Source organism: Pedobacter frigiditerrae, assembly GCF_004331645.1.
In the GTDB taxonomy this organism is placed as follows: domain Bacteria; phylum Bacteroidota; class Bacteroidia; order Sphingobacteriales; family Sphingobacteriaceae; genus Pedobacter; species Pedobacter frigiditerrae.
Genome location: NZ_SJSK01000003.1, coordinates 361,243 through 378,837 on the forward strand (window position 1 = coordinate 361,243; position 17,595 = coordinate 378,837).

At 36.9% G+C, this 17,595-nt stretch carries 13 protein-coding genes and 1 other RNA gene; 8 read left to right on the forward strand and 6 right to left on the reverse strand.

Annotation, left to right across the window (positions count from 1 at the left end):
- Positions 1-354: 354 nt before the first annotated feature.
- On the reverse strand, positions 355-1,014 hold the full coding sequence (gene fsa / locus EZ428_RS13165) for a fructose-6-phosphate aldolase (protein ID WP_131553631.1): 660 nt from the start codon (positions 1,012-1,014) through the stop codon (positions 355-357).
- A gap of 83 nt (positions 1,015-1,097) precedes the next feature.
- Positions 1,098-1,197, reverse strand: an RNA gene (gene ffs / locus EZ428_RS13170) — signal recognition particle sRNA small type.
- A gap of 590 nt (positions 1,198-1,787) precedes the next feature.
- Here ffs and gltB point away from each other — a divergent pair.
- From gltB to EZ428_RS13200, 6 genes are all read left to right on the forward strand, one after another.
- Positions 1,788-6,296, forward strand: a complete 4,509-nt coding sequence (gene gltB, locus EZ428_RS13175) for a glutamate synthase large subunit (protein WP_131553632.1) — start codon at positions 1,788-1,790, stop codon at positions 6,294-6,296.
- A 1-nt stretch (position 6,297) separates the two neighbouring features.
- Positions 6,298-7,764, forward strand: coding sequence for a glutamate synthase subunit beta (locus tag EZ428_RS13180; protein ID WP_131553633.1), 1,467 nt, complete (start codon positions 6,298-6,300; stop codon positions 7,762-7,764).
- A gap of 157 nt (positions 7,765-7,921) precedes the next feature.
- Positions 7,922-8,398, forward strand: a complete 477-nt coding sequence (locus EZ428_RS13185) for a hypothetical protein (protein WP_131553634.1) — start codon at positions 7,922-7,924, stop codon at positions 8,396-8,398.
- Positions 8,399-8,632: 234 nt separating this feature from the next.
- Positions 8,633-9,253 (forward strand): (2Fe-2S)-binding protein, encoded by a 621-nt coding sequence (locus tag EZ428_RS13190; protein WP_131553635.1) that lies wholly within the window; start codon positions 8,633-8,635, stop codon positions 9,251-9,253.
- Positions 9,250-10,233 carry an FAD binding domain-containing protein gene (locus tag EZ428_RS13195; protein WP_131553636.1) on the forward strand — a complete coding sequence of 328 codons (984 nt, stop codon included), beginning with the start codon at positions 9,250-9,252 and terminating at the stop codon, positions 10,231-10,233. Before EZ428_RS13190 ends, EZ428_RS13195 begins: the two co-directional genes overlap by 4 nt.
- On the forward strand, positions 10,233-12,362 hold the full coding sequence (locus EZ428_RS13200) for a xanthine dehydrogenase family protein molybdopterin-binding subunit (RefSeq protein WP_131553637.1): 2,130 nt from the start codon (positions 10,233-10,235) through the stop codon (positions 12,360-12,362). Before EZ428_RS13195 ends, EZ428_RS13200 begins: the two co-directional genes overlap by 1 nt.
- A gap of 63 nt (positions 12,363-12,425) precedes the next feature.
- Here EZ428_RS13200 and EZ428_RS13205 read toward each other — a convergent pair whose 3' ends face one another.
- The 3 genes from EZ428_RS13205 to EZ428_RS13215 form a co-directional block, all read right to left on the reverse strand.
- Entirely contained in the window at positions 12,426-13,088 is a 663-nt protein-coding gene (locus EZ428_RS13205; RefSeq protein WP_131553638.1) for a YdeI/OmpD-associated family protein, read from the reverse strand.
- Positions 13,089-13,254: 166 nt separating this feature from the next.
- On the reverse strand, positions 13,255-13,785 hold the full coding sequence (locus EZ428_RS13210; protein WP_131553639.1) for an RNA methyltransferase: 531 nt from the start codon (positions 13,783-13,785) through the stop codon (positions 13,255-13,257).
- A gap of 91 nt (positions 13,786-13,876) precedes the next feature.
- On the reverse strand, positions 13,877-15,028 hold the full coding sequence (locus EZ428_RS13215) for a galactokinase (RefSeq protein ID WP_131553640.1): 1,152 nt from the start codon (positions 15,026-15,028) through the stop codon (positions 13,877-13,879).
- 68 nt (positions 15,029-15,096) lie between these two features.
- Between EZ428_RS13215 and EZ428_RS13220 the strand changes: the two genes are divergently transcribed.
- The gene (locus tag EZ428_RS13220) at positions 15,097-16,143 is read left to right on the forward strand and encodes an aldose epimerase family protein (protein ID WP_131553641.1); all 1,047 of its coding nucleotides are present in this window, start codon (positions 15,097-15,099) and stop codon (positions 16,141-16,143) included.
- 11 nt (positions 16,144-16,154) lie between these two features.
- On the forward strand, positions 16,155-16,547 hold the full coding sequence (locus tag EZ428_RS13225) for a DUF1398 domain-containing protein (RefSeq protein ID WP_131553642.1): 393 nt from the start codon (positions 16,155-16,157) through the stop codon (positions 16,545-16,547).
- Here EZ428_RS13225 and EZ428_RS13230 read toward each other — a convergent pair.
- Positions 16,544-17,404, reverse strand: a complete 861-nt coding sequence (locus EZ428_RS13230; RefSeq protein WP_131553643.1) for a nucleoside phosphorylase — start codon at positions 17,402-17,404, stop codon at positions 16,544-16,546. The two genes, EZ428_RS13225 and EZ428_RS13230, sit on opposite strands and share 4 nt — an antisense overlap.
- Positions 17,405-17,595: the final 191 nt, after the last annotated feature.

The following is a 17,595-nucleotide window of genomic DNA, read 5'->3' on the forward strand; positions in this document are numbered from 1 at the left end:
AGAATCTAAGAAGGAAAAGATAAATGAATAAGGAGCAAGGAACTGAAATATAAACTGCATAACCAGGAAATAAGATCAACCATATAAGGCATATAAGAAAATCTAAGAGTAAGGAAACAAAGGGACGATGAGTAAAGAATAAATAGAAAACTTATCGCTTCGCTATAATAGCCTTATGTTTTCTATATTTCTATGTTGTTAACCAACGCCAACACCTTTACCTTACTGCCCTTACCTGCCTGCCGCAGGGATGGATTTCTTAGATGGTGAAACCAAAAAAAAGCCCCGATAATTCGAGGCTCTTTCTGTAAAATATTAATGGTTATCCTTCGAAAAGCTCAGGACGACAGTTGATTATTTTCCGCTTGCTTTAGCGTGATCTGCTAAGAAAGTAGCTAAACCGCTATCAGTTAATGGGTGTTTCAATAAAGCAGTAATTGCAGCTAAAGGAGCAGTAATCACATCAGCACCTAATTTAGCACATGCAACAATATGTAATGGCCCGCGGATAGATGCAGCTAAAATCTGAGTAGGGTAGCCATAGTTGTCAAATATTAAACGGATGTCTTCAATTAATTGCAAACCATCAGTGGAGATATCATCTAAACGACCTAAGAATGGAGAAACATAAGTTGCACCAGCTTTAGCAGCTAATAACGCCTGACCAGCAGAGAATATTAAGGTACAGTTAGTTTTAATTCCTTTATTGGTGAAATATTTAATGGCTTTAACACCATCTTTAATCATAGGAACTTTTACTACGATTTTAGGATTTAAAGCAGCTAAAGCTTCACCTTCTTTAATGATACCTTCGTAATCAGTAGCAATTACTTCAGCACTAACGTTATCATCAACAATATCACAAATCGCTTTATAATGAGCAATTACATTTGCATCGCCAGTAATACCTTCTTTAGCCATTAAGCTAGGGTTGGTAGTTACACCGTCTAAAACGCCTAAATCTTGTGCTTCTCTAATGTTGTCAAGATTTGCAGTATCAATAAAAAATTTCATAATTTTAATAGTATTTATAAGAATATGGTTCGGTTCAGAAGAAACCCTGATTAAAAAAAGCCCTTTCAGGGTGGAGGGAAAAAAATGGGCAAGCAACTTTTATCGCACCGCTACAACCTTCTACCCTTGCTTCGTTCCCGCCCTGGGGGAGTTCAAAGGGAGCTGATCGTAAAAGACTTGCCCGGCACAAAGGTAGAAAAAGGAAGCGTTTTACGAAAAGAAAAATGCGAAAAATAATATAGTGTTGACTGTTAGTTGATTATATTTAAAATTGTTGTATTGTTAGGTTACTTTATTGCTTAATTAAATTCAAAATAGGTAAATTAGAAGACAAAATAGTGTATTTCGGTCGGTGAGGACACAGACCAATAGGAATGGCTGTATGTTTCGACAATTCTGTGTTTCTAGCATTGATATGGTAGATAAATAGTCGACGCCATGCTCAGCTCATTCTGATAGCTGTAGAGAAGGAATGGCAAAGCATTAAGAAATGGGCATTAGGCTTGTCTTTCGCTTTAAGATACCCAATCAATTGGGTATGACGCCACTGAAAAAACCTGTTCTAAGCTTAAAATTTCAATTTCTTATGCTTGAATAGTATTTTTTTGGTTTATCAATATTGCAAATGATATCGTTAACAATTATTAAATTAGCAATTATAAGTTAAAATAATAGCTAATATATGAATGTATCTCAAAAATATTACCGATTATGTAATTTGTCATAAAAAATCAGTATCTTAGTGTTTCCTATACACTAACTAACAAACCAACATGGAACACTTGAATGAACAACAAGGACTATACCGAAAAAGTTTCGAACACGATGCCTGTGGTATCGGTTTCGTTGCCCACGTAAAAGGCCGAAAATCGCACCAAATTATTTCAGATGCAATTACCATTCTCGAAAACCTAGATCACCGTGGAGCTTGTGGAGCAGAGCCAAATACTGGAGACGGAGCAGGCATCATGATTCAAGTACCACATGAATTTTTATTCGACGAATGTTTAAGAACCGGTTTTAGCTTACCTGCTTATGGAGATTATGGCGTTGGCCAACTCTTTTTACCTAAAGAAATACGTGCAAGAGAAGAATGTCGTGAGATTATTTATCGTACTGCCGAAAAACTAGGCCTTGAAGTACTAGGCTTTAGAAAAGTACAGGTTGATACTACGGATATTGGTAACATGGCACTTTCTGTTGAGCCAGAAATTGAGCAGGTATTTGTAGCCAGACCTTATGACATTGCTGAAGGAGCAGATTTTGAACGTAAACTTTTTGTCCTTAAAACCTATTTAACCAAAACAATTTACAATACTGTTGATGGTAGTAAAGAGAATTTCTACATTGTATCTTTCTCTTCACGTACCATTATATATAAGGGTCAACTTACTTCTTTACAAGTAAGAACTTATTTTACCGAGTTAAGTGATAAACGCATGGTTTCTGCGTTTGGCTTAGTTCACTCACGTTTTGCTACCAATACTTTCCCTTCTTGGAGATTAGCGCAACCATTTAGGTTTATTGCCCACAACGGAGAGATCAACACTTTGCAAGGAAACTTAAACTGGTTTAGGTCTAGCGTAAAATCTTTCGCATCTCCTTATTTTACGCCAGAAGAATTAAATATGATTCTTCCTGTAATTGATGAGACACAATCAGATTCTGGTTGTTTGGATAACGTAGTTGAACTTTTATTACACGCTGGTCGTTCATTACCTCACGTTTTAATGATGTTAATTCCTGAAGCTTGGGATGGTAACGAAGATATGGATCCAATTAAAAAGGCATTCTATCAATTCCATGCCTCGTTAATGGAGCCATGGGATGGACCTGCTGCAATTGCCTTTACTGATGGTCGTTTAATTGGTGCTACCTTAGACCGTAATGGTTTACGTCCGTCTCGTTATGTGCTAACTAGCGATGATAGGGTAATCATGGCGTCAGAATCTGGTGCTTTAGCAATTGACCAAAGTACGGTTATTGAAAAAGGCCGATTAACACCAGGCAAAATGTTTGTTGTAGATATGCAACAAGGTAGAATTATCAGCGATCAAGAAATTAAACAACAAGTTTGTGGTCGCCGTCCTTATGCAGACTGGATTAATCAATATCAAATTAAATTAGAGGAATTGCCAGAACCAAGGGTAATGTTTACCAACTTGGCCGAAGATTCTATCTTTAAATATCAACAAGTTTTTGGTTACAGCAGAGAAGATATCGATTTGTTGTTAAAACCAATGGCAATTGAAGGTAAGGAAGCGATAGGTTCGATGGGTACAGATACGCCTTTGGCTATTTTATCTAAACGCCCACAACATTTATCTTCTTACTTTAAACAGTTATTTGCTCAAGTTACCAATCCCCCAATTGACCCCATTCGTGAGAAAGTGGTGATGTCCTTAGCAGGATTCATGGGTAACAATGGTAACTTATTGGAAGAAAATCAAATGCAGTGTCACTGTGTGGGTATCAAACATCCAATATTAACCAATTTAGAACTAGAAAAGCTACGTAGTATAGATACTGGGTTGTTCCAATCTAAAACACTTCAAATGTATTTTAGAGCAGATGGCAAACCTGGAGCAATGCAAAAAGCTTTAGATCGTTTATGTCGTTATGCAGTAGATGCAGTTGAAGATGGTTTCCAAGTAATCGTGCTTTCCGATAGGGCAATCGATTCAGAACATGCTGCAATTCCTTCTTTATTGGCAGTTTCTTCAGTACACCACCATTTGATCAGAAAAGGTTATCGCGGTGCAGTAGGTATTGTGGTAGAAGCTGGTGATGTTTGGGAAGTTCATCATTTCGCTACCTTAATTGGTTTTGGTGCAACTGCTGTTAACCCATATTTAGCATTAGAAACCATCAGAAGATTTGATGCTGAAAGTGGTTTAAGTCAGGAGAAGTTAATTTCTAACTATATCTACGCTACAAATAATGGTTTATTAAAGATTTTCTCTAAAATGGGAATTTCGACATTACAATCTTACCATGGTGCACAGATATTTGAAATTTTAGGTATCAATCAGCAAGTAGTAAATACACATTTCACAGGCGCTGTTTCTCGTATCGGTGGATTGGGTTTAGATGAAATTGCTCACGAAACATTAATTAAACATCGTCGTAGTTTCGGACCAAAAACACAAGCAGAACCAATTTTAGCTGCTGGTGGAACTTACAAATGGAGAAGACGTGGTGAAAAACACTTGTTTAATCCAGAAACCATTCACTTGTTACAAAATGCAACAAGGAGAAATGATTTCGCTACTTTCAAAAGATATTCTAAATTAATTAATGAGCAAACTGCTCAGGCCTATACCATTCGTGGATTATTGGAATTTGATTATTCTCGCCCTGCGATAGGATTAGATGAGGTAGAATCTACTGAATCTATCTTAAAAAGGTTTGCAACTGGTGCCATGTCGTTTGGTTCAATTTCTCATGAAGCACACTCCACTTTAGCAATTGCCATGAACCGCATCGGCGGAAAAAGTAATACTGGAGAAGGAGGAGAGGATGAAATGCGTTACCAGACAATGGCAAATGGCGATTCGATGCGTTCTGCAATTAAACAAATTGCTTCTGCTCGTTTTGGTGTAACCAGTTATTACTTAACTAACGCTGATGAGTTACAGATTAAAATGGCTCAAGGTGCAAAACCGGGAGAAGGTGGTCAGTTACCTGGCCACAAAGTGGATGATTGGATTGCAAAAGTTCGTCACGCTACACCGGGGGTAGGTTTAATCTCGCCACCACCACACCATGACATCTATTCAATTGAAGATTTAGCACAGCTGATTTTCGATTTGAAGAATGCCAACAGGGCTGCTAGAATTAACGTAAAGCTAGTTTCTAAAGCAGGTGTAGGTACCATTGCTGCCGGAGTTGCAAAAGCACACGCTGATGTAATTTTAGTATCAGGTTATGATGGCGGAACTGGTGCATCACCTTTAACCTCAATTCAACATGCAGGTTTGCCATGGGAATTAGGTTTAGCAGAAGCTCATCAAACTTTAGTAAAAAATAGGTTAAGAAGTAGGGTTGTTGTACAAACTGATGGTCAGCTAAAAACTGGTCGTGATATTGCCATTGCCGCTTTATTAGGGGCAGAAGAGTGGGGTGTAGCCACAGCGGCTTTAGTAACTGCTGGTTGTATCATGATGCGTAAATGTCATTTAAATACTTGTCCGGTTGGTGTGGCAACACAAGATCCAGAATTAAGAAAGCTATTTACTGGCGATGCTGACCATGTGGTTAATCTATTCCATTTCTTAGCAGAAGAATTACGTGAGATCATGGCCGAGTTAGGTTTCAGAACAATCAATGAAATGGTTGGTCAGTCTCAAGTATTAAAAGTGAGAGCGATTGGTGATGAAGATTGGAAATTGAAATATGTAGATTTATCTCCAATCTTGTATAAAGAACCATCAAATGGTTTACCATTAACTCAAACCGAATTCCAAGATCACGGGTTGGATAACGTGTTAGATCATCAATTAATTGAAAAAGCACAACCTGCTATTTTAAATAACGAACCAGTATTTGCCAACTTTGATGTTAAAAATACAGATAGGGCGTTAGGAACAATGTTATCTAACGAAGTTTCTAAGGTTCATAAAGGTGCTGGATTACCAGCAGACACCATCAACTTTAAATTCCATGGTTCTGCTGGACAAAGTTTTGGTGCCTTTGCCGCTAAGGGTTTAACCTTATCATTAGAAGGAGAAGGAAATGACTATGTGGGTAAAGGTTTATCAGGTGCTAAATTGGTTATTTATCCATTCGGAGATATCACTTATGTACCAGAGCAAAATATCATTATTGGTAACGTAGCACTTTATGGTGCGACTTCTGGAGAGCTATATGTAAGAGGTAAAGCAGGTGAGCGTTTTGCTGTACGTAACTCAGGTGCAACTGCAGTAGTAGAGGGAGTAGGAGACCATGGTTGTGAGTACATGACAGGTGGAGAGGTTTTAGTAATTGGAGATACAGGAAGTAACTTCGCTGCAGGAATGAGTGGTGGTATCGCCTGGATTTACGATGTAAGCAAAACCTTTGCTAACAAATGTAACCCAGAGATGGTTGATTTAGATCCACTACAGGCAGAGGATGAGGAAAGGATTCAGACTTTATTGAAGAATCATATCAGATTAACTAGCAGTAGAGTTGCAGAATTTATTTTAAGCGATTGGGAAACACAATCTGCACATTTCGTTAAAGTTTTCCCTAAAGAATACAAAGCAGTTTTATTACAACGTCAACAAGTTAAAATCAATTAAGATGGGAAAAGTGACAGGATTTTTTGAATACGAAAGAGTTTCGCCTTCAAGACAAGAACCAAAAGATCGTTTACAACATTATAACGAATTCCTAGATCCGCTTCCGGCAGAACAGTTAAATAAACAAGCCGCTCGTTGTATGGATTGTGGCGTTCCATTTTGCCAATCAGGTTGCCCATTAGGTAATGTTATACCAGAATTTAATGATGCAGTTTATAAGGGAGAATGGTTAAATGCTACTGAAATATTATTAAGCACTAATAACTTCCCAGAATTTACAGGAAGAATTTGCCCTGCACCTTGCGAAAGCGCTTGTGTGCTAGGTATCAATAAATCTCCAGTATCAATTGAGGAAATTGAAAAACACATTATAGAAATTGCTTTTGAAAAGGGTTTCATCAAAGCAAATGCACCATTAATTAGAACAGGCAAAAAAGTGGCTGTAATTGGCTCTGGTCCGGCAGGATTGGCAGCTGCAGCTCAACTGAATAAAGCTGGTCATGAAGTAGTGGTTTTTGAACGTGATGATGTTCCAGGTGGTTTATTAAGATACGGTATTCCAGATTTTAAACTACAAAAAGATGTAGTAGAGAGAAGGATTAACTTAATGGAAGAAGAAGGCATTGTATTTAACTGTAATGCTAACGTTGGTGAAAATGTAGAATTAAGTACCTTATTAAGAGATTATCAAGCTATTGTATTGGCAGGCGGTTCTACTATTCCGCGTGACTTAAACTTGCCGGGAAGAGAATTAGAAGGTATTTATCCTGCAATGGACTTCTTAAAGCAACAAAACAAAAGAGTTGGTGGTAGACCAATTGTAGGCAAGGAATTAAAAGCAACTGGTAAAAACGTAATTGTAATTGGTGGTGGAGATACAGGTTCAGATTGTATTGGTACATCAAACCGTCAGGGTGCAAAATCGGTTACGCAGTTTGAGATCATGCCAATGCCACCACAAAGCAGAACTGAGCATATGCCTTGGCCACAATACCCAATGTTGTTAAAAGTAACTTCATCACATGAGGAAGGTGCACATAGGAATTGGGCGGTTAATACACAGAAGTTCAATGCTGATGAAAACGGTAATTTAAAATCTTTAAGTGTTATTGAGGTGCAATGGGAAATTGATGCCAATGGAAGAGCTTTAGGTTTCAAAGAAGTTCCAGGTACAGAAAAAGAATATCCTTGTGAATTGGTTTTATTAGCGATGGGTTTCTTGCATCCTCAAAAAGAAGGATTAATAGAAAAACTAGGTGTAGAATTAGATGTGCGTGGAAATGTAAAGGCAGTTGAAGGTGAGTTTCAAACTAATATTCCGAAGGTTTTTGCCGCTGGTGACATGAGAAGAGGTCAGTCTTTAGTTGTATGGGCCATTTCTGAAGGAAGAGAAACCGCTAGAAAAGTAGATGAATATTTAATGGGTTACAGCAAGTTGCCATCTAAGGATGCTGTTGCTTACGCATAAGAAAAGGAAAGCGTCATTTCGACAGTGCGCAGCGACGAGAAGTCTATCTAGCAGATTTCTCCTAACGTTGAAATGACGATAAATTAATAGCCACAGATTCGCAGATTTTAAGTCTGAAGGTCTGTGGCTTTTTGATTTTATTAATTAGTTTAGGTAAATGAAAAACTATCAAAAAGAAATTGTTTGGTTTGTTGTTTTATGTCTAATTTCTATTCTTCTTTCCTTTTATATGGGGATAGGCTTTGGTAGTCACAGTATTGATATTAACCTTCATGATACTTATTTCTTAGTGAAGAGTAATCTCTTCTTTTTTATATGTTGTATGTTAGTTTTTTACCCAGTTTATTTGGTAAGAATTTTAATTGTAAGATTAGAAAATCTAATTGCTAACTGCATATTTTTAATCCTAAATTTTTTATTGACGCTAGTTATGGTCTTTGGTACCATATTTCAATATAAACTTGCAGGCGAAACCATCTATCCGCCACTTTCAGCCGTTCCTGTTGAAGTTAAGAACGGTGGATTAGGCAACTTCTTTTATATATCAATTGCCATTTCATTATTATTAATTGCATTAGAAATTTTTATTGCTCGTAAGACCTTAGCGAAAAACAGCATTAATTCAAAGAAATAAAAGTCAATACCTTGTTCTTATTTTTTTGAAACGAGCAAGAAGTAAAGTAAAATGAAGGGCGGGTTTAGCCAAAAGCTGGTGTCATTGTTTTTCTAAATAAATTATTTGACTTTGCCTAGTAGATTGCCACGTCGCAATGACGGCTCTTACTATAGAATCCTTCTAAATTGCCAAAACCTAATGAAAGAAATTTTGTTATTCCGATATTAGAGAAATAACCATTCCTTATTTATTATGGCTGAAATTGATACTAACCAATCTGGTGATACACGCCGTGATTTCTTAAAAAAATCTACACTTATTACTGCACTATCCTTAACGCCTTTAACGGTTTTAAAAGCGGCAGACAATAAAGTAGATGAGCAATTTGCAGAACTTTTTGAGAAAATCCCCTTGAACTTGAAGGTAAATAACAAGCCTTTTTCTTTAAAAGTAGAGCCTAGAGTTACGCTTTTAGATTTATTAAGGGAGCAATTACGCTTAACGGGTACTAAAAAAGGTTGCGACCATGGGCAGTGTGGCGCTTGTACAGTTCACGTAGATGGCGTTAGAGTAAATTCTTGTTTGAGTTTGGCAGTAATGAACGAAGGAAAGAGCATTACTACCATTGAGGGTTTAGCCAATGGCGATGTACTACATCCAATGCAAGCTGCTTTTATTAAACATGATGGTTTTCAATGTGGTTATTGCACACCAGGACAAATCATGAGCGCTGTGGCTTGTATTCGTGAAGGTCACGCTAATTCTAAGGAAGAAATCAGGGAATACATGAGTGGAAATATTTGTCGCTGTGGCGCTTACCCTAACATAATTGATGCGATACAAGAAGTTAAAGAAAAGGGAGCAGCGATATGATTAATTTCCAATACTTAAGAACTACGGTTGTTAAAACCGCGTTGGGTTTAGTGAGTAAAGATCCAAAAGCAACATTTATTGCTGGGGGAACGAACTTGGTTGATTTAATGAAAAGGGGAGTAACCGCTCCAGAAAAGCTGATTGATATTAATCACCTGCCTTTAAAACAGATTGAGTTAAAAAATAACATATTGCATATTGGCGCATTGGTTTCTAATTCGGCATTGGCTGAAAATGCGATTGTTGCAGCCAAATTCCCCTTATTAATGTTGGCTTTGCAATCTGGTGCTTCCGCACAATTAAGAAACGTAGCTACTGTTGGTGGTAACATGATGCAACGCACACGTTGTGGTTATTTTTACGATACCACAATGCCTTGCAATAAACGGGAGCCAGGAACAGGTTGTGGTGCAATTGGTGGTTACAATAGAATGCATGCCATATTCGGCACATCAGCATCTTGTATTGCTGTTCACCCCAGTGACATGTGTGTTGGTTTAGCCGCATTAGATGCTCAAGTAGTTATTGCTGGTACGAAAGGTGAAAGAAAGATAAACTTTGTAGATTTTCACCGTTTAGCTGGTACAACACCAGAAAAAGACAATAATTTGCAAAAAGGTGAATTGATTGTGAGGTTAGAAATCCCAGTAAACAATTTAAACAAGCATATTCATTATTTAAAAGTAAGAGACCGTTCTTCTTATGCTTTTGCCTTAGTTTCTGTTGCGGCTGCATTGGAGATTAAGGATGGCTCTATTACAAATGTTCGTTTGGCAATGGGTGGTGTTGCACACAAACCTTGGCGATTGACAACTGCTGAAGCATTTTTAAAAGGGAAAACAGCAACTCCAGCAAATTTTGAGGAAGCTGCAAAACTTGCTATGAAGGATGCTAAAGGTTTTGGAGAAAATGATTTCAAACTAAAGCTTGCCCCAAACTCAATTATTGAAGCGTTAACTATTGCCAAATCGAAAGCGTAATGGGAAATTTATTTTTTAAAGATGAAAACGACCGTGTAGACGGTGTTGATAAGGTAACTGGAAAGGCTAAATATTTTGCAGAGTATCAATTACCTGGATTAACTTATGGTGTTTTAGTTACGAGCACTATAACCAAAGGAAAAATAACAGCAATAGATAGCAAAGCAGCTTCGGGAGCTCCGGGAGTTTTGGGTGTACTATCTCACTTAAATAAACCTTCAGTTGCTGGATATGAAGCAGAAGGTGGTGCAAAACTGAAGATATTTTATACTGACCAAGTTTTATTTAATGGGCAACCAATTGCCTTAGTTGTGGCTGATACTTTTGAAAGGGCCACTTTTGCAGCATCTTTAGTTAAGGTAACTTATGAAAAAGGAGCTTTTAATACTGATTTTGAGAAAAGCATTAAAGATGCCAGTGTAAAAAAATTACAAGGTGCTGCACCTTATGTAAGAGGCGTGGAAAATGCTTATAAAACTGCCGAAGTACAGGTTGAGCAAACTTATGTAATGCCAGTTGAAACTCATAATCCGATGGAATTGCATGGGATTATTGCAGATTGGCGACCAAACGACCAAGTTACAGTTTATGCCAAAACACAAGGTGTAAAGGCTACCCAAAACACAATTGCTGGGGCGTTTAAAATTCCTGCGGAAAGTGTTCAGGTTAATTCTGAATTTGTGGGAGGTGGTTTTGGAATGGCTTTAAGAACATGGCCTTTGGAAATTGCTACGGTGATGGCATCTAAACATCTTAAAAAGCCTGTTAAGCTAGTTATTACCCGCGACCAGATGTTTACAATGGTTGGTAACAGACCTGCGGCACATCAAAAGATTGGCTTAGGCGCAACTAAGGATGGCAAAATTACAGGTATCACGCATACAGCTTTTGGACAAAGCTCTACATACGAGAACTTTACTGAAGGCGTAGTGAACATGAGTAAGTTTATGTACAGTTCTGAAAATGTGAATACCAATTATTACATCGTTCCACTAGATATGAGTGTGCCTATTTGGATGCGTGGACCAGGTGAAGCGACGGGAGCCTTTGCTTTAGAAAGTGCTATTGATGAAATGGCTCACGCTTTGGATATGGATCCACTAGACTTTAGGATTAAAAATGATCCAGAAAAGGACCCTGCTCAAAATAGACCATTTTCTAGTAAATATATTAAGGAAGCTTATAAATTAGGTTCGGCCAAAATTGGTTGGGATAAAAGGAAAAACAAACCTAGAAGCATTGTAGAAGGTTCTTGGAACGTAGGCTATGGTGTAAGTATTGGTGTGTTTAATGCTGGTAGAGGTAGAGCTAGTGTAAAAGGTATCTTAAAAGCAGATGGAACTTTGGTTTTACAAAGTGCCACAAGTGATATTGGTCCAGGAACTGGAACAGGAATGGGATTAATTGCTAGTAAGCTAATGAATATCCCTACTGATAAAATTACGTTTGAGTTAGGCGATTCTTCTTTACCACCAGCACCAAGTCAGGGTGGCTCTGCTACACTTTCTACAGTTGGTTCTGCTGTTAATGATGTTTGTGTAGCCTTAAAAGCAACTATTGCAGAATTAGCAGCTAATTCAAATATGGATGCTACCTCTAACTTTGTTGATGTATTGAAGAAAAACAACTTACCGATGATTGAAAAAACCATTCAATCGTCTCAGAATAACCCAGATGCAAAGAATTATTCGATGTACTCTTTTTCTATCCACTTTGTGCAGGTTAAAGTGCATCAATTAACGGGTGTGGTAAAAGTGAGTAAAATTGTTTCTGTTGGAGATAGTGGAAAGATTGTTAGTCCGAAAACAGCTCGTAGCCAGATGGTTGGTGGTGCAGTTGGTGGCATTGGAATGGCCTTAACAGAAGAAGCCATTTTAGATAATCGCTATGGCAGATATGTAAATAACAACTTTGCTGATTACCACGTTCCTGTACATGCAGATGTACCTGAGGTGGATGTAATTTTTATTGATAAACCAGACCCAATTGTAAATCCGATGGGAGCGAAGGGAATGGGAGAGATTGCAATCATTGGTTTTGCCGGTGCAGTTGCTAATGCTGTTTTTAATGCAACGGGTAAAAGGATAAGAAGTTTACCAATTACACCTGATAAAGTTTTGATGGGTTAGTTAAGTTTGTCACGTTGAGCTTGTCGAAACGTCCTTCGACAAGCTCAGGATGACAATACTATTTTACTTTTCTGTTGGGTTCTTTTTACCAGTCAATAACTTCTCTACAGTTTTTTGTATACGTTCTAATCTTGTTTTTTCTTGTTTAGCGGTGATTACCCAAAGCACATATTCTTTGCGATTAGTATAAGATATTGATTCATAAAAACTTAAAGCACTGCTTTGTTTTTCCAACTCCGCTTTTAGGTCTGCAGGGAGAGTTACGATTTTATTGGTTATATCAACATAGTTGCTATAATCATTGGTTTGTATTTCTGCATTACCGCGACCAGATTTCTTTTGGGCATTAACTGGTTTAATTCTTATGGCTGTCCAAGTCTCATCTATTGCAGCAGAAGCACAAGGTGTTAAATTATAGACTTTTAAATCATCCCAACCCATCATTAAGTTTAAGTCGCTAGCTAGTTTAGATTTAGCTTTTGGATAGATAATCCAACAAATAGTTTTATCATTAATCAACTTGGCCTCTTGATTTAATGTGGCTAATAAATCAGCTTTTGTGATGGCGAAAATTAATAAGCCATCATAATTTTCTACATCACTAGGTGAAATGCTTATTTCTGATGGAATATCGCCAATAATATTTGGAAAGTTTTCTGGTGCATTCAATACTTTTACCTTAAAACCAGATTTGATTTGAAGCTTTTTTAAAAGTGGGTTTTCCATAATGTTTGCTTAATTATTGGTGGTGGGCACGATCATATACCGTCATTTCGATATGAGCTTTTCGCGATTGAGAAATCTGTACGTTACTTATGTAATGTCAACCAAGCTAGTGCTAATAACATAGAGATATCTCCTCGTTCCTCGTTCGATATGACGGAAAAGTGGGTTACAATCTTAATTTCGCGAAGAAATCCCAAAGAACAATACCAGCAGAAATTACAATATTAAAAGAATGTTTAGTTCCAAATTGTGGAATTTCGATACATTCATCAATCTTTTGCATAGCCTCGTCACTTACTCCATTTACTTCATTGCCAAAAATTAAAGCATATTTAGCAGCTGTATCTGGTTTAAAAGTATTAAGCATGGTGCTATTTTCAGCTTGCTCAATAGCGATGATTTGATAACCTTGGTTCCTTAGCGAATCAATGGCAGTTAAAGTATCTTCAAAATGTTCCCATTCTACAGATTGTGTTGCACCCAAAGCAGTTTTCTCTATCTCACGATGTGGTGGCTGGGCAGTAATACCGCAAAGTATTACTTTTTCGATTGAAAAGCCATCAGCCGTGCGGAAAACAGAACCTACATTGTGCATGCTTCTCACATTATCTAGCACTACAACAACAGGTAATTTCTCTTGCTCTTTAAATTCCTGAATGTCTACACGATTAAGTTCGTCGAGTTTTAGTTTTCTCATTATTTGGTTTTACCACATAGGCAAATAGTTATGTGTCTATGTGGTTTTATTTTAATTTTGGTTGGTGGGACACCAACCAAGGACTTTATTTTTAAATTTTACCTACACCGTTACCAATCTGATGCACATAAATTGCAGCAGGATAGCCGATTTTATCTACATAATAATCAGTTAGTTTTTTAGCAAAGTCTTCTTCTTGTCCCTTTTTAAGCAGGGCGATGGCACAACCACCAAAACCAGCGCCAGTCATTCTTGCACCAATAACATGTTCGTAATCCTTACAAAAATCTACCACAGCATCTAGTTCTTTTCCAGAAACTTCATACAATTCTCTTAAAGATTGATGTGAAGCATACATTAATCGACCAAACTCTTCTAATTGTCCTGCGTTTAATGCTTTAGCAGCTAAATGAACCCTATCATTTTCCTTCACTACGTGAGTTGTTCTTTTTAATACAGTTTCATCAGTAATTAAATGACTATGTAATGCAAATTTCTCTGCCGTTAACTCACATAAGTTGTTAATGTTAATTGCTGTTTGTAAGGTCTTCAAAGCAGTTTGGCACTCTTCATACCTTTCATTGTATTTAGATTCTTCTAGTTTTCTAGCTTTGTTTGTATTGATAATGGCCAATACATAATCGCCCAAATCACAATCTACAATTTTGTATTTTAATGAATCACAGTTTAACACGATGGCTTTATTGGCTTCACCAAAAGCAACAGAAAACTGATCCATGATACCAGAGTTTAATCCAATAAAGATATTTTCTACTCTTTTAGAAAGCTTAACTAATTCTAGTTTATCGTGACCTAAATTATAATAATCGTTTAAAGCATAAGCGGTTAAAATCTCAATAGATGCAGAAGATGATAGGCCAGAGCCAATTGGGATGTTTCCAAAATACAATAAATCTAATCCGCCTGAAAGCCAGTCGAATTGTTGTAATTCATGAAAAACACCTAATGGATAGTTATACCAATCGTTTCCATTTTTTGTGTAGCTTTTTTCAATAGGAATGATTTGGTCACCTTCAAAATTTACGCTACTAAATCTGATTACATTATCATCGTTTGGTGCTAAAAGTAACCAGGTGCCTGCTGTAATGGCACAAGGCATTACTAAACCTCCATTATAATCGATATGTTCTCCTATTAAATTTACTCTACCTGGGGCGAAATAAGATGCGGTTGGTTGTTGATTGTACTTCTCTAAAAATTTATCTACTAATTGGTCTTTCATAAAAAATATTTTACTGGAATATTTCTGAGTTTAAGTTGTAATTTAGCCAGCAAGCTAAGATACAATTTATGAAAGTAAAGCAAATAAATACAGGCATTTTTATTGATAAAAAAGAGGTAATTGCAGTCGAATTAAGCAATGATAAAGGCAGTTTGGTAAAGATTTTCAATTATGGTACCATAATCAACAAATTTATAGTTACAAATGCCAAAGGTGATAAACAAGATATCGTTTTAGGTTTTGATGAATTTGAAGGATATCTTAGTCCAGATTACCTAAAAGACTACCCTTACCTAGGTGCAATTATTGGTCGTTATGCCAATAGAATTAAAGGTGGGAAAATTGAAATTGACGGGATTGAATATCAGTTAGCTCAAACCAATGGTGAAGATTGTTTACATGGTGGTGTTGAAGGGTTTGACAAAAAGGTTTGGGACATTATCGACATTGCTGAAGAACCAAATGCTAAGGTTACCTTTCAATATTTCAGCCTTGATGGCGAAGAGAATTTCCCGGGCGATTTGGCTATTCAGTTAAGTTTTGAATTGACTAATAACAACGAGTTAATTTTATCTTATTCGGGGGATACAGATGAAGCAACAGCAATCAATTTAACACATCATAGCTACTTTAATTTATCACCAACTGGTGGAAATATTAAAAATCACATCCATCAGATGAATGCTTCACATTGGCTAGAACAAGACACTAACAGTGTGGTAACTGGAAAATTATTGCCTGTTGAAGGAACGCATCACGATTTTAGAAAAGGAAAAGCGATAGGAGAAGGTTGGGATGAAAAAATGGGCTATGACCAAACGTATGTGTTAGATAAAGAATATGGAAGCTTAACATTAGCGAGTAAAACAACTGAAACTAATAGTGGCTTATCTTTGTTAGTTTACAGTACAGAGCCTGTTGCTCATTTATATACTTCTAAATATTTAGGGGTAAAAAATGGAAAAGGGGGAATAGATTACAATGAATTTGACGCTTTTTGTGTAGAAACACAACATCATCCAAATGGTATTAACATTCCTGATTTTCCAAGTACTATTTTAGAGCCAGATGAGGTGTACAGCCAAACCACGATTTATAAAGTTGTAAGTCAATAAATTTAGAAACTATGCTTAACCTAGAAGAAATACATATCGCAGAATCAAAAGTAAAAAGCGGAGCAGATTTTCCAGCTTTCATTCAAGAAATTAAGGCAATGGGTGTAACCAGAAATGATGTATATGTGATTAACGGTATGTCTACTTATTTTGGCACTGGCGACGAAGCTGTTCAAGGTCCGCCGATTTATGAAGATTTGATTATTGAACCAGAATCATCTATAAGTGGTATTCGTGAAGCTTTGAAGATTCATCAAAATGGGGAAACGGATTATCAAACTTTTTGTAGACAAGCAGCAGCAGCAGGAGTAGAGAAGTGGGTAACAGATTTAAATGAAATGACGGTTATTTATATAGATATGGCCGGAAATGAGCTAGTGGTAGAGAAAATACCTGAGGCTTAGATGCTGCCTAACACCATTTGAATTGCTTTGTCTACAATCTTGTTAGGTTCGGTGCTAAATTCAAATTTAACACGGCTAGCCAAAATTGCATTAACAGAGAGTGCTTTATGTCCTAGTGTTTTAGCTAGGGCATAAATGCCAGCTGTTTCCATTTCTAAATTGGTAATCCTATTCGCTCCATCTTTAAAGCTATTTAATTGACTGATAAAGTTTGGAACGGCATTTTTTGCTCGTACTTGTCGGCCTTGTGGCGCATAAAACCCTGGCGCTGTAACTGTAATTCCTTTTTCCATGTCTTTCCCTATGGTTTGCAACAAGGTTGAATCTGCAGCAGTTAAGTAAGGATGAATGCCTTTGATATGCGAAAAATGAGATTTGATACTATCTAATAAACTGTGCTCATCGCCAGACATTTGTTGAATGTAATAATGCATCAAGGCATCAAAACCCAACCCATAAGTAGATGCTAAAATTGTACCCATAGGGATATCTGGTTGAACAGCGCCGGAAGTACCAACACGAATGATATTCAAGGATTTTAGTTCTTTTTTAATCTCCCTTGTTTCGAAATTGATGTTAACCAAAGCATCTAATTCATTAAAAACAATATCAATATTATCAGTACCAATACCTGTTGAAATAACGGTGATCCGCTTTTTACCCAAATAGCCTGTATGTGTAATGAACTCCCTTTTACCCTTTTTAAGCTCAATTGAATCAAAGTGTTTACTTATTTCTCCAACACGATCCAAATCACCAACTGTGATTACTGTGTCGGCAATATCTTCTGGTAATAGGTTTAGATGATAGATACTTCCATCTGGATTGATGATTAAATCAGCTTCTGATAATTTCATAAATGGTTCATTAGTGTCATTTGTTCATTGCCGTTTGCTTTAGCTTACGGGAAAGGAATAACAAACTTAATAAAAATAGCTTATTGGTTCATAGAAATCAAGTCATACCCAACTCGTTCCGATAGCTATCGGAAGGGTATGTTAACACGAAAGACAGTTGCCATAGTTGGTTTTTCGCTTTACGATTGCCA